The sequence below is a fragment of the Alteromonas macleodii ATCC 27126 genome, from assembly GCF_000172635.2.
Taxonomy (GTDB): Bacteria; Pseudomonadota; Gammaproteobacteria; order Enterobacterales; family Alteromonadaceae; genus Alteromonas; species Alteromonas macleodii.
Map to the genome: position 1 here is coordinate 3,721,841 of NC_018632.1, position 20,319 is coordinate 3,742,159.

The 20,319-nt window shown below is 44.9% G+C and carries 16 protein-coding genes; 7 read left to right on the forward strand and 9 right to left on the reverse strand.

The window, feature by feature from the left end:
* Positions 1–110: 110 nt before the first annotated feature.
* Positions 111–923, forward strand: coding sequence for an NAD-dependent epimerase/dehydratase family protein (locus MASE_RS15890; protein WP_014950737.1), 813 nt, complete (start codon positions 111–113; stop codon positions 921–923).
* Between the two features lie 115 nt (positions 924–1,038).
* Here MASE_RS15890 and MASE_RS15895 read toward each other — a convergent pair whose 3' ends face one another.
* The 3 genes from MASE_RS15895 to MASE_RS15905 form a co-directional block, all read right to left on the reverse strand.
* Positions 1,039–2,460 carry a sodium-dependent transporter gene (locus tag MASE_RS15895; RefSeq protein WP_014950738.1) on the reverse strand — a complete coding sequence of 474 codons (1,422 nt, stop codon included), beginning with the start codon at positions 2,458–2,460 and terminating at the stop codon, positions 1,039–1,041.
* Positions 2,461–2,771: 311 nt separating this feature from the next.
* Positions 2,772–3,497: an SDR family NAD(P)-dependent oxidoreductase gene (locus MASE_RS15900; RefSeq protein ID WP_014950739.1), complete on the reverse strand. Its 726-nt coding sequence runs from the start codon at positions 3,495–3,497 to the stop codon at positions 2,772–2,774.
* Positions 3,487–3,882, reverse strand: a complete 396-nt coding sequence (locus MASE_RS15905) for a thiol-disulfide oxidoreductase DCC family protein (RefSeq protein ID WP_014950740.1) — start codon at positions 3,880–3,882, stop codon at positions 3,487–3,489. Before MASE_RS15905 ends, MASE_RS15900 begins: the two co-directional genes overlap by 11 nt.
* A 224-nt stretch (positions 3,883–4,106) precedes the next feature.
* Between MASE_RS15905 and msrA the strand changes: the two genes are divergently transcribed.
* Positions 4,107–4,652 (forward strand): peptide-methionine (S)-S-oxide reductase MsrA, encoded by a 546-nt coding sequence (gene msrA / locus MASE_RS15910; protein WP_014950741.1) that lies wholly within the window; start codon positions 4,107–4,109, stop codon positions 4,650–4,652.
* Between the two features lie 101 nt (positions 4,653–4,753).
* Here msrA and MASE_RS15915 read toward each other — a convergent pair whose 3' ends face one another.
* Positions 4,754–5,875: a hypothetical protein gene (locus MASE_RS15915; RefSeq protein ID WP_014950742.1), complete on the reverse strand. Its 1,122-nt coding sequence runs from the start codon at positions 5,873–5,875 to the stop codon at positions 4,754–4,756.
* A 271-nt stretch (positions 5,876–6,146) separates the two neighbouring features.
* Between MASE_RS15915 and MASE_RS15920 the strand changes: the two genes are divergently transcribed.
* From MASE_RS15920 to MASE_RS15940, 5 genes are all read left to right on the forward strand, one after another.
* The gene (locus MASE_RS15920; RefSeq protein WP_014950743.1) at positions 6,147–8,012 is read left to right on the forward strand and encodes a metallophosphoesterase family protein; all 1,866 of its coding nucleotides are present in this window, start codon (positions 6,147–6,149) and stop codon (positions 8,010–8,012) included.
* A 17-nt stretch (positions 8,013–8,029) separates the two neighbouring features.
* Positions 8,030–8,566, forward strand: coding sequence for a flavodoxin FldB (gene fldB, locus MASE_RS15925; protein ID WP_014950744.1), 537 nt, complete (start codon positions 8,030–8,032; stop codon positions 8,564–8,566).
* 25 nt (positions 8,567–8,591) lie between these two features.
* The gene (locus tag MASE_RS15930; protein WP_014950745.1) at positions 8,592–9,380 is read left to right on the forward strand and encodes a CLCA_X family protein; all 789 of its coding nucleotides are present in this window, start codon (positions 8,592–8,594) and stop codon (positions 9,378–9,380) included.
* A 142-nt stretch (positions 9,381–9,522) separates the two neighbouring features.
* Positions 9,523–9,933 carry an ExbD/TolR family protein gene (locus MASE_RS15935; RefSeq protein ID WP_014950746.1) on the forward strand — a complete coding sequence of 137 codons (411 nt, stop codon included), beginning with the start codon at positions 9,523–9,525 and terminating at the stop codon, positions 9,931–9,933.
* Between the two features lie 181 nt (positions 9,934–10,114).
* A complete protein-coding gene (locus MASE_RS15940; protein ID WP_014950747.1) occupies positions 10,115–11,527 on the forward strand; it encodes a collagen-binding domain-containing protein in 1,413 nt (470 codons plus the stop codon).
* A gap of 39 nt (positions 11,528–11,566) precedes the next feature.
* Here the strand turns inward: MASE_RS15940 and MASE_RS15945 are convergent, their stop codons facing one another.
* Genes MASE_RS15945 through MASE_RS15965 form a run of 5 tightly spaced genes read right to left on the reverse strand, consistent with a single transcriptional unit; the run spans position 11,567 to position 20,135 of the window.
* A complete protein-coding gene (locus tag MASE_RS15945; RefSeq protein ID WP_014950748.1) occupies positions 11,567–13,990 on the reverse strand; it encodes a cellulose synthase subunit BcsC-related outer membrane protein in 2,424 nt (807 codons plus the stop codon).
* Positions 13,987–15,093, reverse strand: coding sequence for a glycosyl hydrolase family 8 (locus MASE_RS15950; protein ID WP_014950749.1), 1,107 nt, complete (start codon positions 15,091–15,093; stop codon positions 13,987–13,989). Before MASE_RS15950 ends, MASE_RS15945 begins: the two co-directional genes overlap by 4 nt.
* On the reverse strand, positions 15,087–17,363 hold the full coding sequence (locus MASE_RS15955; protein ID WP_014950750.1) for a cellulose biosynthesis cyclic di-GMP-binding regulatory protein BcsB: 2,277 nt from the start codon (positions 17,361–17,363) through the stop codon (positions 15,087–15,089). The genes MASE_RS15950 and MASE_RS15955 overlap by 7 nt, the downstream gene beginning before the upstream one ends.
* Positions 17,360–19,585: a UDP-forming cellulose synthase catalytic subunit gene (gene bcsA, locus MASE_RS15960; protein WP_014950751.1), complete on the reverse strand. Its 2,226-nt coding sequence runs from the start codon at positions 19,583–19,585 to the stop codon at positions 17,360–17,362. The genes MASE_RS15955 and bcsA overlap by 4 nt, the downstream gene beginning before the upstream one ends.
* On the reverse strand, positions 19,563–20,135 hold the full coding sequence (locus MASE_RS15965; protein ID WP_014950752.1) for a hypothetical protein: 573 nt from the start codon (positions 20,133–20,135) through the stop codon (positions 19,563–19,565). Before MASE_RS15965 ends, bcsA begins: the two co-directional genes overlap by 23 nt.
* Positions 20,136–20,319 lie beyond the last annotated feature (184 nt).

Sequence of the window (20,319 nt, forward strand, 5' to 3'; positions counted from 1 at the left end):
TCACCTTAGAAAACCGACTGTAACCCAGTCGGTTTTTCATTTTTACAGTTAACGACAACCGCCCTCCAATTAATGTACTCTTAAGCCCTAAACAAAGGGGTATTTAATCGATGACTCAAAATGTAGTAATTAGTGGCTACGGCTGGTTAGCCAGCTATGTGGGCAACGCACTTTCAGGCAAGGTCAATATTGTTGGCACCACTCGAAGCCAACAGAAACGTCTCGCGTTACAAGACCAAGGTATCACCGCAATTGAATATGCCCTGGGCGAAGATACATCAGCGCTTTGTAACCATTTGCCAAACGCTACCTTGTTGCTAAATATTCCCCCTGGCAGGAGAAACACAGATCTCGCGTCATACACCAACAATATGCTGCAGTTGATAGACGCAGCCATCAGCGTAAAGGTGGCGCATATCGTGTTTATCAGCACCACGTCGGTTTACGGCGATGCAACAAACGAGGTAGTGTCCGAAGTTAGCACTACACAGCCGCAAACAGCCTCGGCCAAAGCCCACGTGACTATTGAAGACTATTTATTGTCTAAGCGAGGTAAGGTTGATATCAGTATTGTTCGCCTAGCCGGTTTAGTAGGCCCAGACCGTCACCCCGCCCGCTCGTTAAGTGGAAAACAGTTAGATGCAGGAAATAAGCGAATAAACCTTGTACATGTGTACGACATTGTATCTGCGCTGACGACCATCATTTGTGGCAAGCCGCTTAACGATGTTATTCACCTTTGCAGCTTGTCTCATCCTAAGCGCGGTATTTATTACGTGGATGCAGCGAAGGCGATGGATATTGATGCTCCTCGCTTTTCTGATACTGAAGCAGAACCTGCTGGCAAAGTGATTGACGCCGCACAAAGCTGGGCAAGGCTAAATATTACACCAGAGTATAGCGACCCCTATCGCATGTTTTAGGCTTTACACTTAGTGTAAAATACACACTCTGACACAAACAAAAACGGCAAGCTTTAGGCTTGCCGTTTTTAAGTTGAGCTCACTGCTAGCTCACGTCATTTCTTGTAAAACCTGACTATCCGAATAGGCTCAACCCGAAGTATTTTACCGCTACCGTGTTTACAAAAATCACGAGTAAAATAAGCGGAATAAAGGTTTTAAGCGAAATATCCACGTACTTTTCAAACCAGCTGCCTTTGTAACCACTGCTGCCCTCTTCCAAAGAAGCATTGAAGTTTGCACTCTTCCAACGATAAATAACAAACAAACAAATTAGCAAGCCGTTTAAAGGCAAAATCGTGTCGTAGAACACATCGTAAATGACATCAAACAGTGATTTATCTGCGCCAGCGTAGTGCATAAAGGACGTAAGCATATCAACTTTACCGAATGACAACGCACTTAGGATGGCTAGCAAAATCATAATACTTCCTAGCGACCCAAGCGCCCATTTACGGCTTACACCTTTTTCATCCATAAGCGCCGCAACAGGTACTTCAAAAATAGACACTAGCGACGTAATTGCCGCAAAGAACACTAATAAGAAGAACAAGCTAGCGACAATCGATGCGCCCATATATCCAATCGAATCTTGTAACGCTAGAAAGATACTAGGTAGATAAGTAAAAATCATACCCACTGACGATTCACTTAAATCATCAGGGTTAATGTCTGGGTTAAAAGAGAAGATGGCAGGAAGGATCATCAAACCCGCAGTGAACGCCACGGCCGTGTCTGTTAACGCCACCAGCTTGGCAGCGCTCGGTACATCTGCACGCTTATCAATGTAGCTACCATAGGTAATAAGAATACCCATACCCAACGATAGAGAGAAAAAGGCCTGCGATAGCGCACCATTCACCACTTCAGCAGTGATTTTTGAAAACTCAGGAACGATGTAGAACTCAACGCCAGCCATCGCATTTTCGCGGGTTAATACGAAGATAACGAGACCGATAAGCATCACGAAAAGCGCAGGCATGAGCAGCTTTGCCGCTTTTTCTATCCCTTCTTTTACACCGCCTTGAAGGATGAGGTAGACCACACCAACAACGGCCGCCATATATAAAAAGATGGCTTCTGAGTTAATAAACAGCCCAAAGGTTTCTGGGTTAGCTAACTTGTCTAGATTTCCGCTTACTGCTTCGAACAAATAGCCGAAAAGCCACACAGTAATAACCATGTAGAAAACGGCAATCATGAACGGCGTAGCAATAGCTAGCCACCCCGCGACTTTCCATTTCTTTTCATTACCGCTTATATCACTGTATGCACCAAGCGGGTCTTTTTTAGCATGGCGACCAACTGACATTTCCGCCAGCATTACCGGTAAACAAATGGCAAAAACGAAAATAGCGTACATTAAAAGAAATGCACCACCGCCATTTTTAGCTGCACCGACAGGAAACCCTACCAAATTACCTATGCCTACCGCAGAACCTGCAGCAGCCAAAATAAAACCTATGCGCGATCCGAACTGTTCTCTGGCCCCGCTCATATCCCTTCCTCTTGTTGAGTTATTGTTATAGCAGTTCGCCGTATCACGCCTTGTGATGCACAAACACGTCGTGAGCTCACAATTTATGCTGGTTGTCGGTACTTACTATTCGTAAGAATCAAGCCGAGCGAACTGGTATTATTTATTATCAGGATGGCGTTTGTTGTTATGACTCACGTGTGGCGTCAACGCGTTGTATTGCTACCTCTATGGGCTTATCAATACGCTGCACCATTCCCAAAAATAGCATGGTAACAGCAGTGAAATAAAAAGTCTTGATGTTGGACTTGCTGAAATGATGTTAGACCGTATCACCAAGTTACCACTTCGCCATTCCAGTCGATAAAATGACAAGCTTGGTCTCGATTAAGCGCCGAAAGGTGGTGAATGAGCTGTTTAGCGGTAAACTCAGGCGTGAACAATTTCTTGGCGGCGACGTTCTTTTGAAAAGGCTTAGAAAGCCCCGTATCAACCGTCCCAGGGTGATAACAAACAAGCATCACGTCTTTCAATCTGCGCTTGTATTCTACCGACGCTGTTTTAACCAACATGTTGAGCGCCGCTTTCGACGCGCGGTAGCCGTACCACCCGCCAAGTCCATTATCTGAAATACTCCCTACTCTCGCGCTTAAGCAAACAAGGGTTGAGCCTTCTTTACTCATAATATTCACCAAATGCTTGAGCCACATTGCGGGAATAATGCTGTTAGTCGAAAAATAAGCCGCTAAGGCCTGCTCGCTGACATCTTCCAAACGTTTTTCAGGATGAATGCCATCGCTTTCGCGGTGTAGAAAGCCTGTTGTGATAACTACCGTAGTTAACACAACCTGCTGTTCAGCCAGCTGTTCAACAAATTCGCTAATGTGCCTATCGTCCTGTTCGGCCAGCTGATGATAGGTAACATCCCCAGAATGATTGGTGTCAGATAAAGGGGCGCGACTAACCGCAAACACCCTAGCACCATCACTGCTATATTGCTCAATAAGCGCAGACGCAATACCGCCCGACGCGCCCACTATAAGGACGTTATTTTTCACTGGCTTCTCCTGGTATGCAGCGATCGCACTGGCGTTTTTTACCTGTTAACAGGTATGAAATGGTGTATCTATGCTTTGCGAATACATTGTAGAAAGCATCGGCTACATAACGAATAACAGGCCAGCGAAGCGGTGCATATAGCCAACCCATGCCCACGGCTTTCCATGCTTCATGAGTGACATCAAGGCCAGTTATCAACGTCCCGTCTTCACGAAGTCCGTGAATTCTTGCATTGAGTGCATGCCAATCCATGGTTGGATAACGGTTCGAAAAATCGGGGGCCTGAATATCTACCAATGTTAATTTGTTGTGCTTGTCTCTTTTTCTTAAATGACGCATTTCAGCGATACACAACGGACAATACCCGTCATAGAAAATAATCACGACTGAATACCTCTGCCAAATTTTGAACACGTTTATACGCATTCTTACCAGTTGCAAACTGCTTGAAAGAAAGCAGCTAGCCTCACATGTTAAAACCTTTCACTCAGCTCGCACATTATTCTTATTTAATATTCGTTTATACGATAAAAAAACACGCTTGGATGACTTGTGTTGTGACCTACCCGCACCCACACTACAGACAAAGATTAAGAGAGGTTTTTACTATGGCAAATTTACAAGTCGCCACATTGGCAGGCGGATGCTTTTGGTGTATCGAATCAGCGTTTAATAGCGTTGAAGGCGTGGAAAAAGCAATTTCTGGCTATGCTGGAGGCGAAAAGGCCGATCCAACCTATGAAGAGGTATGCAAAGGAAATACTGGCCATGCTGAAGTGGTACAAGTGACATTTGATGCCGACAGCATTAGCTACCGAGAGATACTAGAAATTTTCTTTGCGCTGCATAACCCTACACAGCTTAACAGACAGGGCAATGATGTAGGAACACAGTATCGCAGCGCGGTTTTCTATCACGATGATACACAAAAAGCTGAAGCAGAAAAAATTATCGCAGAAATCACAGAAGAAGAGATTTGGCCCGATCCCGTAGTGACTGAAATAGTAGCAGTAAATAACTACTACGACGCCGAAGACTACCACCAAGATTACTTCAAAAATAATCCACAAAACCAATATTGCTCTATGGTGGTGGCGCCTAAACTTGCGAAGTTCAAAAAAACCTTCGCTTCTCGACTTCGCAGCGACGCATAGATAAAACAGCGATATTAAGCGCGCTATCAATAGCGTTAGCCAACAATAAAAAGGGTTGCTTAAAAGCAACCCTTTGGTTTTTCAATCTATTCGTTTTCTTATTATTCAAACCAAACGCTGTTAATTTCTAGTGGAAATAATAAAGGCGCTAAGTCTTCATAACGCTTCTTATGCGCTTCACACGTCGCGTTTTTAAGGTAGTTTTTCTCCCAAGGATCGTTAATGATCCACAAGGTATTTTCAATGGTCACTAATCCTTCCATCGACGAATTATCCATTGTGTACTGTTCGCAACTCTGATCGCCGGCAACGTCGAAAGTAATAGGGATACGCGTTGTTGGCTTACTGCCACTCACATCAATTACCCACAGTTCATTGTCGTTTCTTGCTGCGCCAAACAAATAGGATGCGCCCGTTGAATGAGTATATAACGCCAGTCCATTGATAGGATGATTACCTGAAGTAAACGAAGGAAGTTGAAGGTTAGGCTCGCTCACTGTGGCAAAATCATTCGACGAGAAAAAGTCTTCATCAACAGCCAATGTAAAAATTCTTGGCTGTCCTGCTTTATCTTTCTCTAGCGCCAGATATAACGTGCCGTCTTCAGCCATCGTCAACCCTTCAATGCCGTCGTTAGGAAAATTACCTACTTCAAAATCGTTGGGAAACTGAAGAGGTCGCACATCCGACATTTCAACCGAGCCATTATCTTTTCGTGTCAATTTTACCAACAAGGTAGGGTAATCTGTTGACCCTGTTTCCTCGTATTTGGATTCACAGCGAGGGCTTAATGCGCCGGTACGGGTAGCATCTTCGGTAACCGTATAAATTACGTTAGTGTCTCTGGGGTCTACGGCTAGCGCTTCTAAATCAGGTTGCTCGCTCAAATAGCTATAAAAGCAGCTTCGGCGCACGGTGTTGGAAAATGAAAAGCGTTCGCTCGATGCGCTCAGCGTTGCGGTATCTGGTGAAATGCTATGAAGTTTCAACTGTTGAGTGGTATCAGCGCTAGCATCTGCGATAGTGACAAGTTGACCGTCTAGCACCACTAACCCTGAGGTTTGAGGATCAAACATAACGTTGCCTTTTTCATCAAGGATCCATTTACCCACAGTGACTTCTGTCAAGTCTTGAGGTTCAGGAGTAATAACAACGTCTTTCGGCTCGCTACAGGCGCTTATCAGTAAAGTGGTTAGCACAGCACTGGTTAAATATTTTAGCATAGTGTGAAGTCCTCTCTCCGTTTATTAAGACGAGAGCAAAAGGTAAAACTGAAAAAATTGTAAGGGAGTATATCGAGCATACCGTTTATTCACAAAAAAGAGTAAGGTTATGCGATAGACATCAGGTTTGCTGAGTACATATATGATTTGGCAACGTTAAATAGTCGTGCTGTCATCATGTTTTCAATTAATGTGCAGCATATTTAGTTAACACACTTACGTGTATTAATATTGACGAAAATTAAAGGAGAGCGTCATTTCTACGCAGCACTTGCCCCAAGTTATTGCAGGTCCAATAGTAAGAAAGGTGACATCTACAGAATGTCATATTTGGGTAGTAACCAGTAACGCCGATTCACCTGCGCTAAATCTATCTGCAAATGAAGTCGTCGTCAGCGGCAATTGTCAACGCGAAACCATACGCGTAGGTAAGTACGCATTTATACACTTGCTCTCTTTCACTTCGTCAGAGCCCTTCGAAGATACTGCGCGGATAGGTTACTCGCTATCTTTTAGCGACGATGCTCAGCAGGCTTCATGGGAAAATGAACAACGCGGGCTTCTTTACGATGGGCAGTCTTCCTTATGTTTCCACTACACCGAGACTCCCGAGACCATACTGCACGGCTCATGCCGTAAGCCTCACTTTCACAGTGATGATGCCCTAGCACAAGTAGATGTACTCCATAAAAATGCGTTCAAAAAGCAAAATGATTTTCCCGATCTCCTGTTGATGACGGGCGATCAAATTTACGCTGATGATGTCGCAGGTCCTATGCTTAAAGCCATACACAGCGTGATTGACCGTTTAGGTCTTTATCATGAAGCACTGGAAGGGGCAGTAGTAACCAACACTAATGAACTTGCCACACATGAACATGGGTATTACGAACGAGAGCAGCTTCTGCCACAAATTGCGACCAATACGGTACTGTCTTCAATATTCTTTGGTGCTAAGAAGAAACCGGTATTCACATCAGTAAACGCGCAAAACCATTTGATTGGCAGTGCGGAGATCATCGCTATGTATTTACTGGTGTGGTCCGACACGCTTTGGGCTGATATCAATATAGATAAAGATGGGATCCCCCCAAAATACCACGCTATTTTCGACAAAGAACACGAAGCGCTTAACGGCTTTGTAAAACAGCTACCGCAGGTACGTAGGGCCCTGGCACACATTCCTACCTATATGATCTTTGACGATCACGATGTTACCGACGACTGGAACTTAACCCGGGGCTGGGAACAAGAAGTCTATGGAAACCCTCTATCAAAACGCATGATCGGCAATGCGCTTATCGGCTACTTGCTTTGCCAAGGATGGGGAAATGCACCAAAAAAAGTAGCGCCATTAATTGCTAAAGTACAAGAATCCATGGGAGAAAGCGGTTTAAACTCGCACGATGAAATCATTGATGATCTTTTGGATTTTGATCAGTGGCATTACCGTTTAGATACCACACCACCTATTGAGGTTTTAGACACCCGCACGCAGCGTTGGCGCAGTGAATCTAATATGAATAAGCCCTCGGGGCTAATGGACTGGGAAGCACTGTGTGATTTTCAGCATTCCATAATCGGCAAAGAATCTGTCATCGTTGTCTCTGCCGCTCCCATTTATGGCGTAAAGGTTATCGAAGCCATTCAAAAGGTGTTTACGTTTTTTGGCAAGGCGCTTACTGTTGATGCGGAGAACTGGATGGCCCACAAAGGCACCGCGAACGTTATATTAAACATATTCAGACATTACAAAACGCCCCCCGATTTCATCATTCTATCTGGCGATGTGCACTATTCCTTTGTATACGATGTACGCCTGCGCTTTAGGCGCAACAGCCCCCACATCACCCAGTTCACCTGCAGCGGATTAAAAAACGCCTTTCCGGATGGATTGATCAAATGGCTAGATAGATTAAACCGCGTGCTTTATCGCTCTAAATCGCCTCTAAACCTTTTCACAAGACGTCGAAATATGTCAGTAAAAGCGAGAGAACCAAGTTTGGGCTATGGCGAATTATTCAACGGTTGCGCCATTGGTGTATTAAAAATTTCACAGAAAACCACCGATGTTCAGTGCAAAGCTTTGTTGAGCAACGGTAAAGAGGTAGAATTCCCAGCTTCTAAAGACGATTAGTTCAAAAGAGGTATCTAATGAGTGATAGCGCACTGTCCATCGGATTATTTTACGGCTCAACAACTTGCTATACCGAAATGGCAGCAGAAAAAATCCAAGCGCAGCTCAATAGCCTTTTCGACGAAGATATTGTTGACCTTCACAACATTAAAGACGTTAACCTAACGCGCACGGCCGAATACGACATTATCATTTTTGGTATTTCAACGTGGGACTTTGGCGAGCTGCAGGAAGATTGGGAGTCTCATTGGGAAGAAGTGCACGGTTTGGATTTATCAGGGAAAACCATCGCCTTATTCGGACTTGGCGATCAACTTGGTTACGGTGAATGGTTTCAAGATGCACTAGGCATGCTTCACGATGCAATATTGCCATCAGGCTGTAAGATCGTGGGTTATTGGCCAAACGAAGGATACGAGTTTACCGCCTCAAAAGCGTTAACCGAAGACAAAACTCAGTTTGTTGGCCTGTCTCTTGACGATGAAAACCAATACGACAAAACAGACGCACGCATCGAAGCATGGTGCGAACAGTTATTGGTCTCGATGGCTTAACGCCTATTAATTTCGGATGTCAGTGTTGGAAAGTAAAGGCCGTATTCATCAGCAGTTTTATCGCAACGGCCCAAGCCACAGGGACGGCGCTGATGTTTCATTTCAAGATATTCGCAAACTGTTTAATTTCGCTACGATCACTGTGGGTAGATGGGTAACAGCAGAAGAACAACAGATCGCTGCCAACCTCTTTTTCGATGCGCTTTACGATCTGGTCGCGATCTTAAATATCAATGAACAGGTGTTATCGTTAAACGGATCCCTGTCACTGGCTTTTGGCAGTGGCGGTCAAAAACACAGCAGTGCCCACTACAACAGTGCGAAAAGACAGCTTGCGCTAGCAAAAAATGCAGGAGCCGGAGCGCTAGCCCACGAATGGTTTCACGCTTTCGATCATTATATTGCGCCGCGCATGTTCGACGGTATTGCTGCCGGTAGCTTTGCCACACAGGCCTGGCTCGACAATGCCCCGATGAATCCTCATCCGTTGAATCAAAAATTGAGCGATTGTTTCTCGCTATTGTTCCTAAATGATCAAAAAAGACCAAATGAGTACTTTGTGCGATCCGTAGAAGCTGATCGCGCGTTAAAAATGTATTATTATGCTATGCCTCAGGAGATGGCTGCCCGCGCATTTGAAGCCTGTATTCAAGATCACGAGATCAAAAACGCATTTTTGGTGCAGGGGACAAAAAAATCAACGGAAGCTAGACTTGGCATTTATCCTCATGGTAACTTGCGTACATCACTCAATCAGGCATTGATGTTGTATTTTTACCAATTAGGTGTCGCTATTTCACATAAACAAACCTAGTTTGTTGTTTTATTACTGTGAAACTGAGTATTTTTTCAACAACAAGTGTTAATGAGCACACTGTTTTTGTACAAAACCCTGTATATTTTTGTAACAAGCAGTATACTAAAGCGCTCGAACGTAACAGAAGAAAGAAGACGAGATGAAAAGAAAGAAGCATACCTCGGCTGAAGACGAGGCTCAGATTGATATGACCCCCATGTTGGACATCGTGTTCATCATGTTGATTTTCTTCATCGTAACGACCTCGTTCGTGAAAGAGAAAGGTTTGGACGTAAACCGTCCTGAAGATAATCAAGCGAAAAACGATAAGCCTTCAAAAGCGCTTTCTATCCGTATTGATGCTGATGGCACAATTATGATGGGCGGCCGCGAAGTTGATATTCGTCGTGTAGTTGCAAACACGCAAACATACCTAGCGGAAAACAACACGGATTCAGCTGCTATCCAGGCTCACGAAGACAGTGAGCACGGTACTGTGGTAGAAGTTATGAACCAAGTTAAAATTGCAGGTATTGATAAAGTATCTGTTTTGGTTAAAAAGAGCAGCTAAAACGCCTTTCTGACCACGCAAAATAAAGAAAGCCACCTTCGGGTGGCTTTTTTCGTATAAGACCTTATACCAAAGTATCTCTTGTGCTATCGCATGAATTTTGTTCAGATCGTACCATTCGGTGTGTCTGGAAAATCCATGTTGAAACTCGGTTCCAGACTCTGATGTCACTGGAGCCATTATGCACAAAAAAATACTCTATACTGCTGTACTTGCAGCGGTTATGTCAGCACCACAAGTGTCTGCCGCCAAAATTGAATTAAGTGAAGCGTTTGAATACAACGCATTCATCTTCGATAGCTTTACCGGCCAATCTTCCGATGTTGAAGGAAGACTAGCTGTCGGTGGCGAAATGAACGTATCCGATTTCAATGTCGGCTTACTGCTATCGCCAGATATGTCTGAGTCTGCTCTTGCCGTAGGCGGTAACCTTCATTTCACGCGCGGTGATGTTCACGGTGGTTCAACTACCGTGTCAGGTATGGTGTTTGGCTCTGAACTCACATTCGATAAAGCGGTTAACGCTCAGCAGACTGTAAATCTCATTAATTCTACGGTGAAGTCTGGCGGTATCTCATCCAAAGGTGATGTCAAACTAGGTAACTCAAATGTTGTATCAGGTGATGTGCACGCCAATACTGTGAAACTTGGTGGGCCTAATAGTGTTTACGACAGTGTGAGTAACCCTACTTTATATGGCTCCCAAGTTGAAAACGGAAACGTATTTGCTGAGTCTAGCGTTGAACTTGATAGCAGCGAAGTTAACGGTACCGTAACGCTTAACGACGTTAACAATTACACCGCTATCAATGGTTCGACAGCAACATCTGTTGAACAGGGCAGCGTGAGTAAGGCTAACGTTAACAATATCGACTTTAATGCTATTGCTGCCGAAGTAACAGCGCAGTCTCAGGAGTTTGCGTCAATGTCGGTGAATGGCACAACAACATTGTCGTGCACTGACGCTAACGATTCGGATCAAGCGGTTGCTTGTACCGACGCTAGCAAGGATGTATTAAATACCATTACCTTCTCTGGCTCTGATGATATCAATATCTACAATATTGACGCTAGTTGGTTCAGCGCTGCTGATAAAGGCATTGTTTACGATTTCTCAACCACCAGCTACAACATCATCAATGTGTACGGTGAATCAGTTGAGTTATTTAACACTGGCTTCTTTAATACGGCCTTTACGCAGGAAAATGAATATTTCAGAGAAAATGGCCAGTACAGAGACAATGACAACAATGTAGGTCAGCGTCATGATGGCCTTTATACCAACAACATCTTGTTTAACTTTGTTGATGCTGATTTTCTTACACTACATAGTGTGGGTGTTAAAGGTAGTGTACTGGCGCCATATGCAGAGCTAAGTTTCTACAATGGTCATGTAGACGGTAATGTCATTGCTAATAGATTGGTCACTCCGTTGGTGCAACTGATTAATGACGACGGCGAAACCTACAATGCGCCAACAGGCCAAGTAAATAACTATCAGTTCGGCGCTATCAACGTAAGTGAACCTGCATCAATTGCTCTTTTATTTGGCGCTGGATGTTTCATGCTAGCTAGACGTAGAAAAGCGAATTAACGCTTTAAAAAGAGAGTGAATCTTCAGGCAAAAGCGGCTTTATAGTGCAAAGCCGCTTAATCTTGGCGAAGACAGCAACAGTTCATCGCTTGTTACACCAGCACCTCGCCCTTCTCGCCACCTTATCTGAATACCCGCTTCAAATGCTTGGTACTCAACCGCAAATGCTTTTCCTATATACCCAGCCACAATCCAGTTGTGATTGATTCGATACTGACCTTCAGCCATAAAATTTCCGCTTAAACCCGTATCTGAGCTTTCACCAAGGGTCGCGTTCTCGTCTGCCGTTGGAAATGCACCTCCAATCGGAAAGCGCAGATCATCGTCTTGTTCAACACGTGAAAGCGCAAGTGAACTTCGAAGTTTAACTTGCCAGTTTAGCGCCTCAAGCGTTAACAGCTCTGAATAGCCCCCGATGCTGACAAACTGACTGGGGCTAAAGTAGCCACCATTGCCGACCGTAAAGCCGCTTAGATTTTTATCATAGCTTGTATAGCTCAAGAATGGCCCTACGCGCCAATAATCAAGCATGGGAGATATCATGGTAGCAATATCGTAACTCACATCACTCCGTAGAGAGAGTGCGCTATTATCGGCAACCTGCTCGCCTTCTAAGCGACTAACCTGAGCAGTACCTGCAACAGACCAGTTGTCGGCCACTGCATGCGCTACTAACCCTCTTATGCCACTTTCTATCACGTAGCCCCAAGGTTTCGCGTGATCAGCATTGAAGGTTCCGGTTTGGCTTAATAAGCTGTCTTCTTTTGCCTTTCTAAATAAGGTTGCAGCTACCGTTGTACTGGTAAGAAATTTGGTTGCAGATATCTGCCCCGTTACTTTAGCGCCAACGGGTTGATCGAACATGGCATATTCAAGGTTAGCGTAAAAATTGAAATCAGGTGCCTGATAATGCGCTTCGGCGCGAAGCCCCTTATCTTCAAAGCCGCTTATTCCCGAAAATGCTCCACTCAATTGGTCGTTACCAAACCAGTCACCAACTTGAGGACTACCGCTGTAGAATTGCTTATAGTCGAGTGATACTTGCCACAGCCAGTTTTCATAACCGCTGCCAATACCAATATATTGCGACAGAACATCGAAATTACCGAGTCCCTCGCTCCCGCTTCGACTGCGAGTATTAATACCGTAGACTGCACTTAGGCCATCTTTAGTTTGTGCTGTAACTCCCCGCGCATCGCGATTTTGATAGGCTAGCCAAAACTGTTTTCTGGGCCAGGCGTTACGTGTGGTGCGTTCTTGCAATATGCTTTTTACCGCACTGTATCTCAGCGCCAATCGGTTCAGTGTGGCTTCGTCGTCTTGATTAATTGTAACCAATTCATTGGCAATTACCGCATCGGTTGGCGTCTTCGCGAGCACTCGCTCGAACGCTGCGGTGGCGGTTGTGGTGTCTTGTATCTCTTTAGCAGCCCACCCAATTAGTGCTTGCTCATCTACACTTAACGGTCTCAAACGGGCGAGTGCTTCGCCTGACTCAATACTTTGCTTGTAGCGCCGTGTATCGTAAAACTGAGCCTGTCGGCTAGCCAGACCATCAGCACAGCGTCGAATGAAAGCCTCAGTATCGACACTACATGCTAGGTCGAACGCGCTTTGCTTGGCCATGTCGCTGCTTTGCGCGCTAAGTGACAAATACCTGCCTTCGTTATCGTTCACCAAACTAAATAGCGCGTCGGCAAAGTCGTAATTTTTCAAGTCGTATTGTTGCCATGCCGCACCCTGCAGCACTTCTTTCACGTAGCCGCTGTTATCAGATTTGAGAAATTGCTCCAGCGTTGTCGTATCGCGCAAAGACAATGCCTGCTGTAGCTTAATACCAGTGACACTGTTAAGGCCTTGTTGAGCGGATTGTTTATCGATATCACGAACTGCCGATTGTTGGGCCTGAGAGAACTGCTGCGTTGCCATTTCTAACATGCCTTTATCAATGGCCGTCCACCCCATAAGCAAGTAAAAATCAGTACGCTTAATTTGATTGCTCAATGCAATAAGCGTTTCTACTTTTTGCTTCGACGTATTTGCTCTGGCTTTCGGCGTTAACTGAGCAAATTGTTCGAGCGGGAGGGCTTTAGAAGCGGGCTTATCTGGCTGCTTTTTTAAAGCCTGAAGCGATTCTCTTGGCGCTGAAACTACAGGCTTGATAGTACCTTTTAAGCGGCCGTTTATTCTGTTTAGTTCGGTTTCGACTTCTTGTGGCACCTGCCACGTAGGGTAACGAGCTTTTAAGCGCGTAAACTCTTCATTGGCTTGCTGAATCTGTCGCTCATTAATATGGTACCAAAGCCCTGTTAAATCCGGCTGATCTTGTTGTGCAGGTAATATACCCAGATCTTTTTCTTTGTACGTTGTTTTAGCTTGTCCGTATGCCTGCACCGACACAAGTGACGTGGCCAAAGCGCCTAGTGCCAGATACAAAGACGTGCGAGTAAACCGAGTTTTCACGATGCGTTATCCAAAACTGCTAGCATAGAAAGCAGCGTTAAACTTGCCGAGTAATAATCCATGTTTCGATTGATCTCAGGCCACTCTGGCCTTTGCTTTTCTTCTGATTTCATCAAGCTGTTTACGGCCATCTGCACTGAACGCATTCCCTTAGACATTTCGTACTCAGCGGTTTCCTCGTTTAACAGGTTGATGGTAGCTGGCGTAGGCGTTATCGCCCACCATGCATAGTAGGGGGAAAGTAGCTTCTCAGTTAACCTAGCGTTTTGGCGAAAACGTGGGGACCATGCAAGCTGAAGCGGTATACGGATCGCATTAAAACCAAACTCAGGCGATATCACATTATCTAAAGTTAACGCACCAATTTTACTGTTATCTGGCTCAGCACTATTAGGGGTGAAACGCACCCAATCACTGGGCAATTGGTAGGTAGAAAACTGCATATTCGACAGCAAGATCAAACCCGACTCGAACAGGCTTTCCCAACGTGACGGAGTATCCGACAGCGAAGACAGGTCAGTTATGGCGGGAAAAACCCAATAGGACAGATTTAGCTGAAGGCTGCTATTTCCTGTTTGGTCAGATGCAAATCCGTATTCCCCTGGCAAGAGCACTACACTGTTATTATTCACCACCAGAAGCTTCTGCTCTACTGCACGTACAATATTCCTGGCGGCCTCCTCATACTTACCAACGCCCCACTTTTCACTTGCACGCAATAATGCCCACGCAATAAGAATCTCACCATCAGAGGCATTATTAGGGTCATCGATACAAGAAGATGAATTATCCACACAAGGTCGGTAGCGCCAGCTAAATAGCCCGTCTTCGCGCATGAGAGTACGTTGGGTCCAGTGCCATAATGCATCAAAGGTGTCTTTGTCGTTGGCGGCGACGGCAAAGAGCATACCGTACCCTTGCCCTTCGCTGTGAGACACATCATCATTTCCTGTGTCTACCACGCGCCCGCCGTCAACAAACAATGCCTTATACGCTATGTACTGAGACTTGAATTCGCTATCTTCCTTGGTAGAGCACGACGCCAACAGGAACAAAAAACCTATCACTAGCGTCGCTTTTGTTGCGTAATGCAGCTTTACCATGAGTCTTGCACTTGTTTATTTCTGCGTTTAAGCAACAGGTAAATAAGTAGGCTTACAACAAATACAACCAATATAAAGCCTATTAACCAATACCACGGGTTGTTAGACAGCCATAGTCGTAAATGTAGCCAGCTGTCATCGGCTTCACCCACTTCATATTTATCGCTTACCTGCATGATGAGTGATGGCGAAAGACCATCTTTCCATGCGAAGAAATCCCCTGCCATCTGCCCCCACATCGACAAACTAACCAGATCCTCGACTCTAGCTTGAAGAAGTTCCGGCGTCTGCGCTGCAACAATGAACAAGGTATCGGTTTGTGATGAAACAGGGTTTGCCTGTGCAGTAAGTACTGCTTGCTCACCTAAGTCACTTTCTTGAACGGTATGACCGTCTATGCGCATTTCTTTGAAAGACTGATCGTCAGTCAGGTTTCTTACGCGATTGTACAGATTGTTCTGTAACCGATAAGACCAGCGTTTCGTTGCCTCAATGGCCGTACTGAATTCAGACTGCTCAATATTCGTTAAGCTTTCAGGGGTACCTAGAACAATCACAGAACCTTCGGTTGTAATGTCGTTTCCAGTTGCTATTTTCACGTTTAATAAAGGCACTTGGGCTACTTGCGCTAATTTCGCTGAAAGGGTTAACGCTGTATCTAAATAGTCATCTGACGGAATAGCAATGGTTGACGATGGTGCTGACTTAAAGCGCGCAAACGGGTAAGCCGTTTCTGAAAGCAAGACGAGATTAGGTTGAACTGCCACGTTTCCTGCATCAGGTAGCTTTATTGCCGAAGAATCATCAAGCTGGAACACGAGGTGGGAACCAGGAATATCATCACAAGGCACACCTGCTAACGGCGCTCTCATGGTTACCGCAAAGTCTAAATTATTCGTCCCGCCTTTGAAGAACCGTGCAGGTATTCTTAGCTGATAGTCTCGGTAGGACTGTCCGTTAATATTATTAAGAGACAAACCGTGTACAAGTTCGTCATTCACGCTTACATTCATAACCGAACCTGGCCCAAAACCTGCGCCATATCCAAAGTCTAAGAGCAAGCTCACGCTCGCGTTTTCAGGTACATAAAAATCTGCAGGCAATCTGAATGACACCCGTTTGGTGAAGTTCCCCTCATCCCTAAACTGAGTGGTCGCCACACCAAAGTCTTGGAATGTGTAGTGATTGTCTGGGTTCAGAATGCGATGACGCTGCAGCGTTTCCGCCTGCATTTGTGACTGTGAAAGTACGGTAACTTGTGAAATAGGGTTAATCGCATCGTCCATTACCGCCAAGGCTTTCGCTGCCTCAAGTACTTCATCTTGCGTAGTACCGCTGACAATAAGGCGGTAACTAGCCGGTACAATAACGTTGCTGTCCTTAACAAACGCAGGTGTGCGCTGTGCTTTTAGAAACGCGCCATCAATGTCGTTAATCACTTCGTCAGATAATACCGGTGATAACGCGTCGACTGTACCAACTAGAATATGAACAGGCTGTTTTTGCTTGGCTTTGAGATACCATGCAGCACGCTCGTAGCGAGCAACATTTTGGTCGTTCCAAAAACTATTTTCTGTGTCTTCTAGCTGGGGCAAAACGTAACCATCATCAAAGCTGTCATGCTCGATAATAAGCGGCTGATATTGGTTCCTAAGAGACAGTGCTTGAGCAACAATGGGAAGTGTCTGATATTTAATTTGATCATCAGCTTCTCGCGCCGTGTAAAGCTGAACGTTTCGCTGTCCGCCAATTCCTGGATTAAAGAATCCGCTCAGCTCATCTAACGTGAAGCGCTTTTCATTCACCGACGTCGCAATTTTTAGCGTTGAGTTGTATGCATTAATTTCGCTCCACAATTCAGGCGCACTGCCGTCAACACATTGCTCGGCATAGTGCTGACTTACCGCTAGTGTCAGAGAGTTAAACCCGGCTCGCCACAATGAAGTAGGGATCGCAATTTCAGATACAAGAGAAGGTCTGTCTGGGTCGAACGCAATCTGTCCAATGGTCGCATTATTGAATCTCACATACAGCTGAGAACGTTTTTTGATTAACGCCTGCGAGCTGACCACTTCTAATGTAAGTAGCGCGCTGTCCACATCAGTTACTGAACTAAGGGGAATTGGAATATCAATGGAGGCAGATTTTCCCTGCAAGCGCACGGTACTTTCACCGCCAAAAAAGTCGGTTAATCGATACGTGTCAGTTTGCGCCGCTAGGGTAAAAGGCATGCACAAACATACGATGAACATAAGGTATTTTTTTATCATTGATTTTCCTTTGCCGGTTTAGCAAGCAAACCTAATTTCCCGGCGAACTTCCCCATTAATACAAGCATATGCAATAAAACAGGCTTTAACCCAACTTTCAACACATGTTTTGCGCCGAACCAGTATGAGATAGCCCTTGTTCTTCTTCGTTGAAACGACATCCAGCGCAGACTATCACACAGTGAATAGGCGACGACTTCGTTTTCTTGTTCTTCGGTTTGAGGCATAAAGCGTACTCGAAGAATTTTTGACCTATTGTCGTAATGCAGAACGCTAATTGGCAAATGAACGTTCTTATTCAGTGCGTGACTCCACGATGTGAGCGTTGCATTTTCAGGTACTAACGCTCCCTCACCTTTCAAGCGTAACCGAGCTCCACCAAGCGAAAGATCGACCAAATCTCCAACCCAAGCTTCATCGCTTGTAGTCTTAATAACGACACTATTGGTAGCTGGGAGACGTGCCTGACTACGCACCTGTTTCCGCTCTAATAACACACTAAGAACAGACAACAATAGAATCAAATTAAATACATTCCACAACATGACCACCACAGTAAGTTCGCGTGTAAGAGGCTCTGTTATGAACTTATAGACGCCGCTCCCTAATGCGAATGTGATTACCAATATTAGCCAGTAAAACACGCTCGATAGTGGCGACACAAAGGTTCTGTCAAGGCTCTCTCCTTTTGGCGTCACAACAAATGAAGGTGCCCGCGGCTTTAAGAAAACCTTGATTAATGCATTTAGCGTAAATGCGCACTGTAGTATTTCATATAACTCTGACACTAAGGGCCATCGGGTTCGCCCAAAAAGCATGGTGGATATCATGTAAGTGGCAATAACGTGAGGCAGGGTGAAGGCAAAAATTTCCAGCATCGATGCATGGTAAACCTGAAGCCCAAAGACCAAATACGCCAGTGGCATAAGCAAAAAGATGATGCGAGCAAACGGGAACAGCCAAAACATGATTGAACTCATGTAGCCCACTCGCTGATACCATTTTAGTCCTTGCGCTTTAAAAGGCTTTTTGAGTAGTAAAATTTGCGTCATGCCTTGTGCCCAGCGCATACGCTGCTGAATAAACGCATCAAAAGTTTCTGGCGCAAGGCCGCTTACCATAGGTCTGTCCACATATACAGACTCGTAGCCCATTTTGTGAAGATCTAACGCGGTTTCTGCATCTTCAGTGATAGAGTCGCCGGAAATGCCCCCAACCAAATCGAGGTGCTTTCTTCTCATCAATGCGGCTGATCCACAGAAGAAGGAACTCCCCCAGTAGTCTAAGCCTTTCTGTATAGTGCCGTAAAACATGTCGTTTTCTGAAGGCATGCGAGTAAACGCAGAGAAGTAGTTACGCTCAACAGGATCTGGGTTAGCCATAAAATGAGGGGTTTGAACGAGAAAGACCTTCTCGTTTTTAAGCATCCACGGCACGGTTCTATCAAGAAAATCCGAAGTAGGAACATGGTCAGCATCCAAGATAACAATCAAATCACCCGTGGTATTTTGTATTGCACTGTTCACATTACCCGCCTTGGCAAACTCATTTTTTGCTCGAGTGTGATAGGTAATGTCTAAACGTTTGCACAGTGCTTGCAAATCTTGTCGCCGCTGTTTTGCAGTGGCCGCTGACACAGGGTTTTCAGCGTTAATTTTCTGGTCGGTTCCGCCGTCGTCAAGCAAATGAATACGAAGCTTTTCTTTAGGGTAATCGAGCATTTTTGCAGCGCGGATAGTAACTTCTAATATCCCTTCATCTTCGTTATAACTCGGGATCATGACGTCTACACTGGGCAGAGTTGATTTATCTACCCCTTCCAGGGACAAAAGCGGTCGACTGAGCGGAAACGCGTTAACGATCGCCCCTAACACTGAAGTGATCCCCGCATAAATTTCAGCGCCAAATAATAGCCAGACGGCAATCATTGAAAGAAAATCTGAGTAGGTTAGCGTGTAAATACCACGCCACAGCAAATACCTGACGCTAAGCGCAATGGCTAGCACCAGAGCTAAAATGCGGAATAAATGCTGGTATTTTTGCGTGTGCCGCGCTTCTTTGCTGCACAAGGATATTGCAATGAGGATAACGATTGAAGAGAGAAGCTGGCCCAATGCATCCATGGGTGCCAGCAGTAGCACCCCAAGAATAAAGGATGCTACTAACAGAACAATAATGAACTGAGAGGTGTAGTGTTGCCTACGAGTTTGCGAATAGTCCAAGTTTGCGATCCAGTACGTGTATTTGCGTTACACTTGCATAGTTCGCCCTGTTAATTAACGTAATTTTACCGTCCGACATTTCAATCTCGTGATTACTTTTATAAAACAAACGAGAAATGTCATCTCTCTGCTTTTTATTGCTTTTAGACGCTAACAACCACGCTGGGTAAGTTGCCATTCCAAATGCAGCCACAACAATAAGGCCATAGAACAATACTGGCGACATTGTAGGCGCTATGTACAGGGAAAATAAAAACATAGCCATACTTGCAACGGTAAATATACCAGTAATTTTGCGAAAACGTATAACTTTCATAAGTTTATTTTCTGCATCTAGCAGCATCGAAAGACGCTTCTTCCACAGCTGCTCTGTCTCTAAACTCGTGCGTTCTTCAACCAGTTGAGGTTTTTTAAAAGCAGGGTTGGTATTTTTAAACTGTTGAGCAAGCTCAAACACGTTTACCGCAGCGCCTTCATTAATAGCGCTCTGAAACGATTGTTCAAGCGTAGGTGATTGGTCAAATTGTTGTGAGTTATCTACTAATTTCACTGCGCACACTCCCCTCATTACTACACACTGAGTCTACTTCCGTACATTCAGAGGAAAAATTGCTGAAACCATACTTACTGATTAATAATGATACGCTTACATACGCAAATTGATATTGAACTTTAGCTCATTGAACTTTGGTATAAGTCATGTAGGGCAAGGCCTACAAGGGTGTGAAGACTAT

Coding starts and splice junctions, on each gene's coding strand:
- MASE_RS15890 (WP_014950737.1), top strand. CDS start 111: ATGACTCAAAATGTAGTAATTAGTGGCTACGGCTGGTTAGCCAGCTAT.
- MASE_RS15895 (WP_014950738.1), bottom strand. CDS start 2,460: ATGAGCGGGGCCAGAGAACAGTTCGGATCGCGCATAGGTTTTATTTTG.
- msrA (WP_014950741.1), top strand. CDS start 4,107: ATGGCAAATTTACAAGTCGCCACATTGGCAGGCGGATGCTTTTGGTGT.
- MASE_RS15915 (WP_014950742.1), bottom strand. CDS start 5,875: ATGCTAAAATATTTAACCAGTGCTGTGCTAACCACTTTACTGATAAGC.
- fldB (WP_014950744.1), top strand. CDS start 8,030: ATGAGTGATAGCGCACTGTCCATCGGATTATTTTACGGCTCAACAACT.
- MASE_RS15935 (WP_014950746.1), top strand. CDS start 9,523: ATGAAAAGAAAGAAGCATACCTCGGCTGAAGACGAGGCTCAGATTGAT.
- MASE_RS15940 (WP_014950747.1), top strand. CDS start 10,115: ATGCACAAAAAAATACTCTATACTGCTGTACTTGCAGCGGTTATGTCA.
- MASE_RS15950 (WP_014950749.1), bottom strand. CDS start 15,093: ATGGTAAAGCTGCATTACGCAACAAAAGCGACGCTAGTGATAGGTTTT.
- MASE_RS15955 (WP_014950750.1), bottom strand. CDS start 17,363: ATGATAAAAAAATACCTTATGTTCATCGTATGTTTGTGCATGCCTTTT.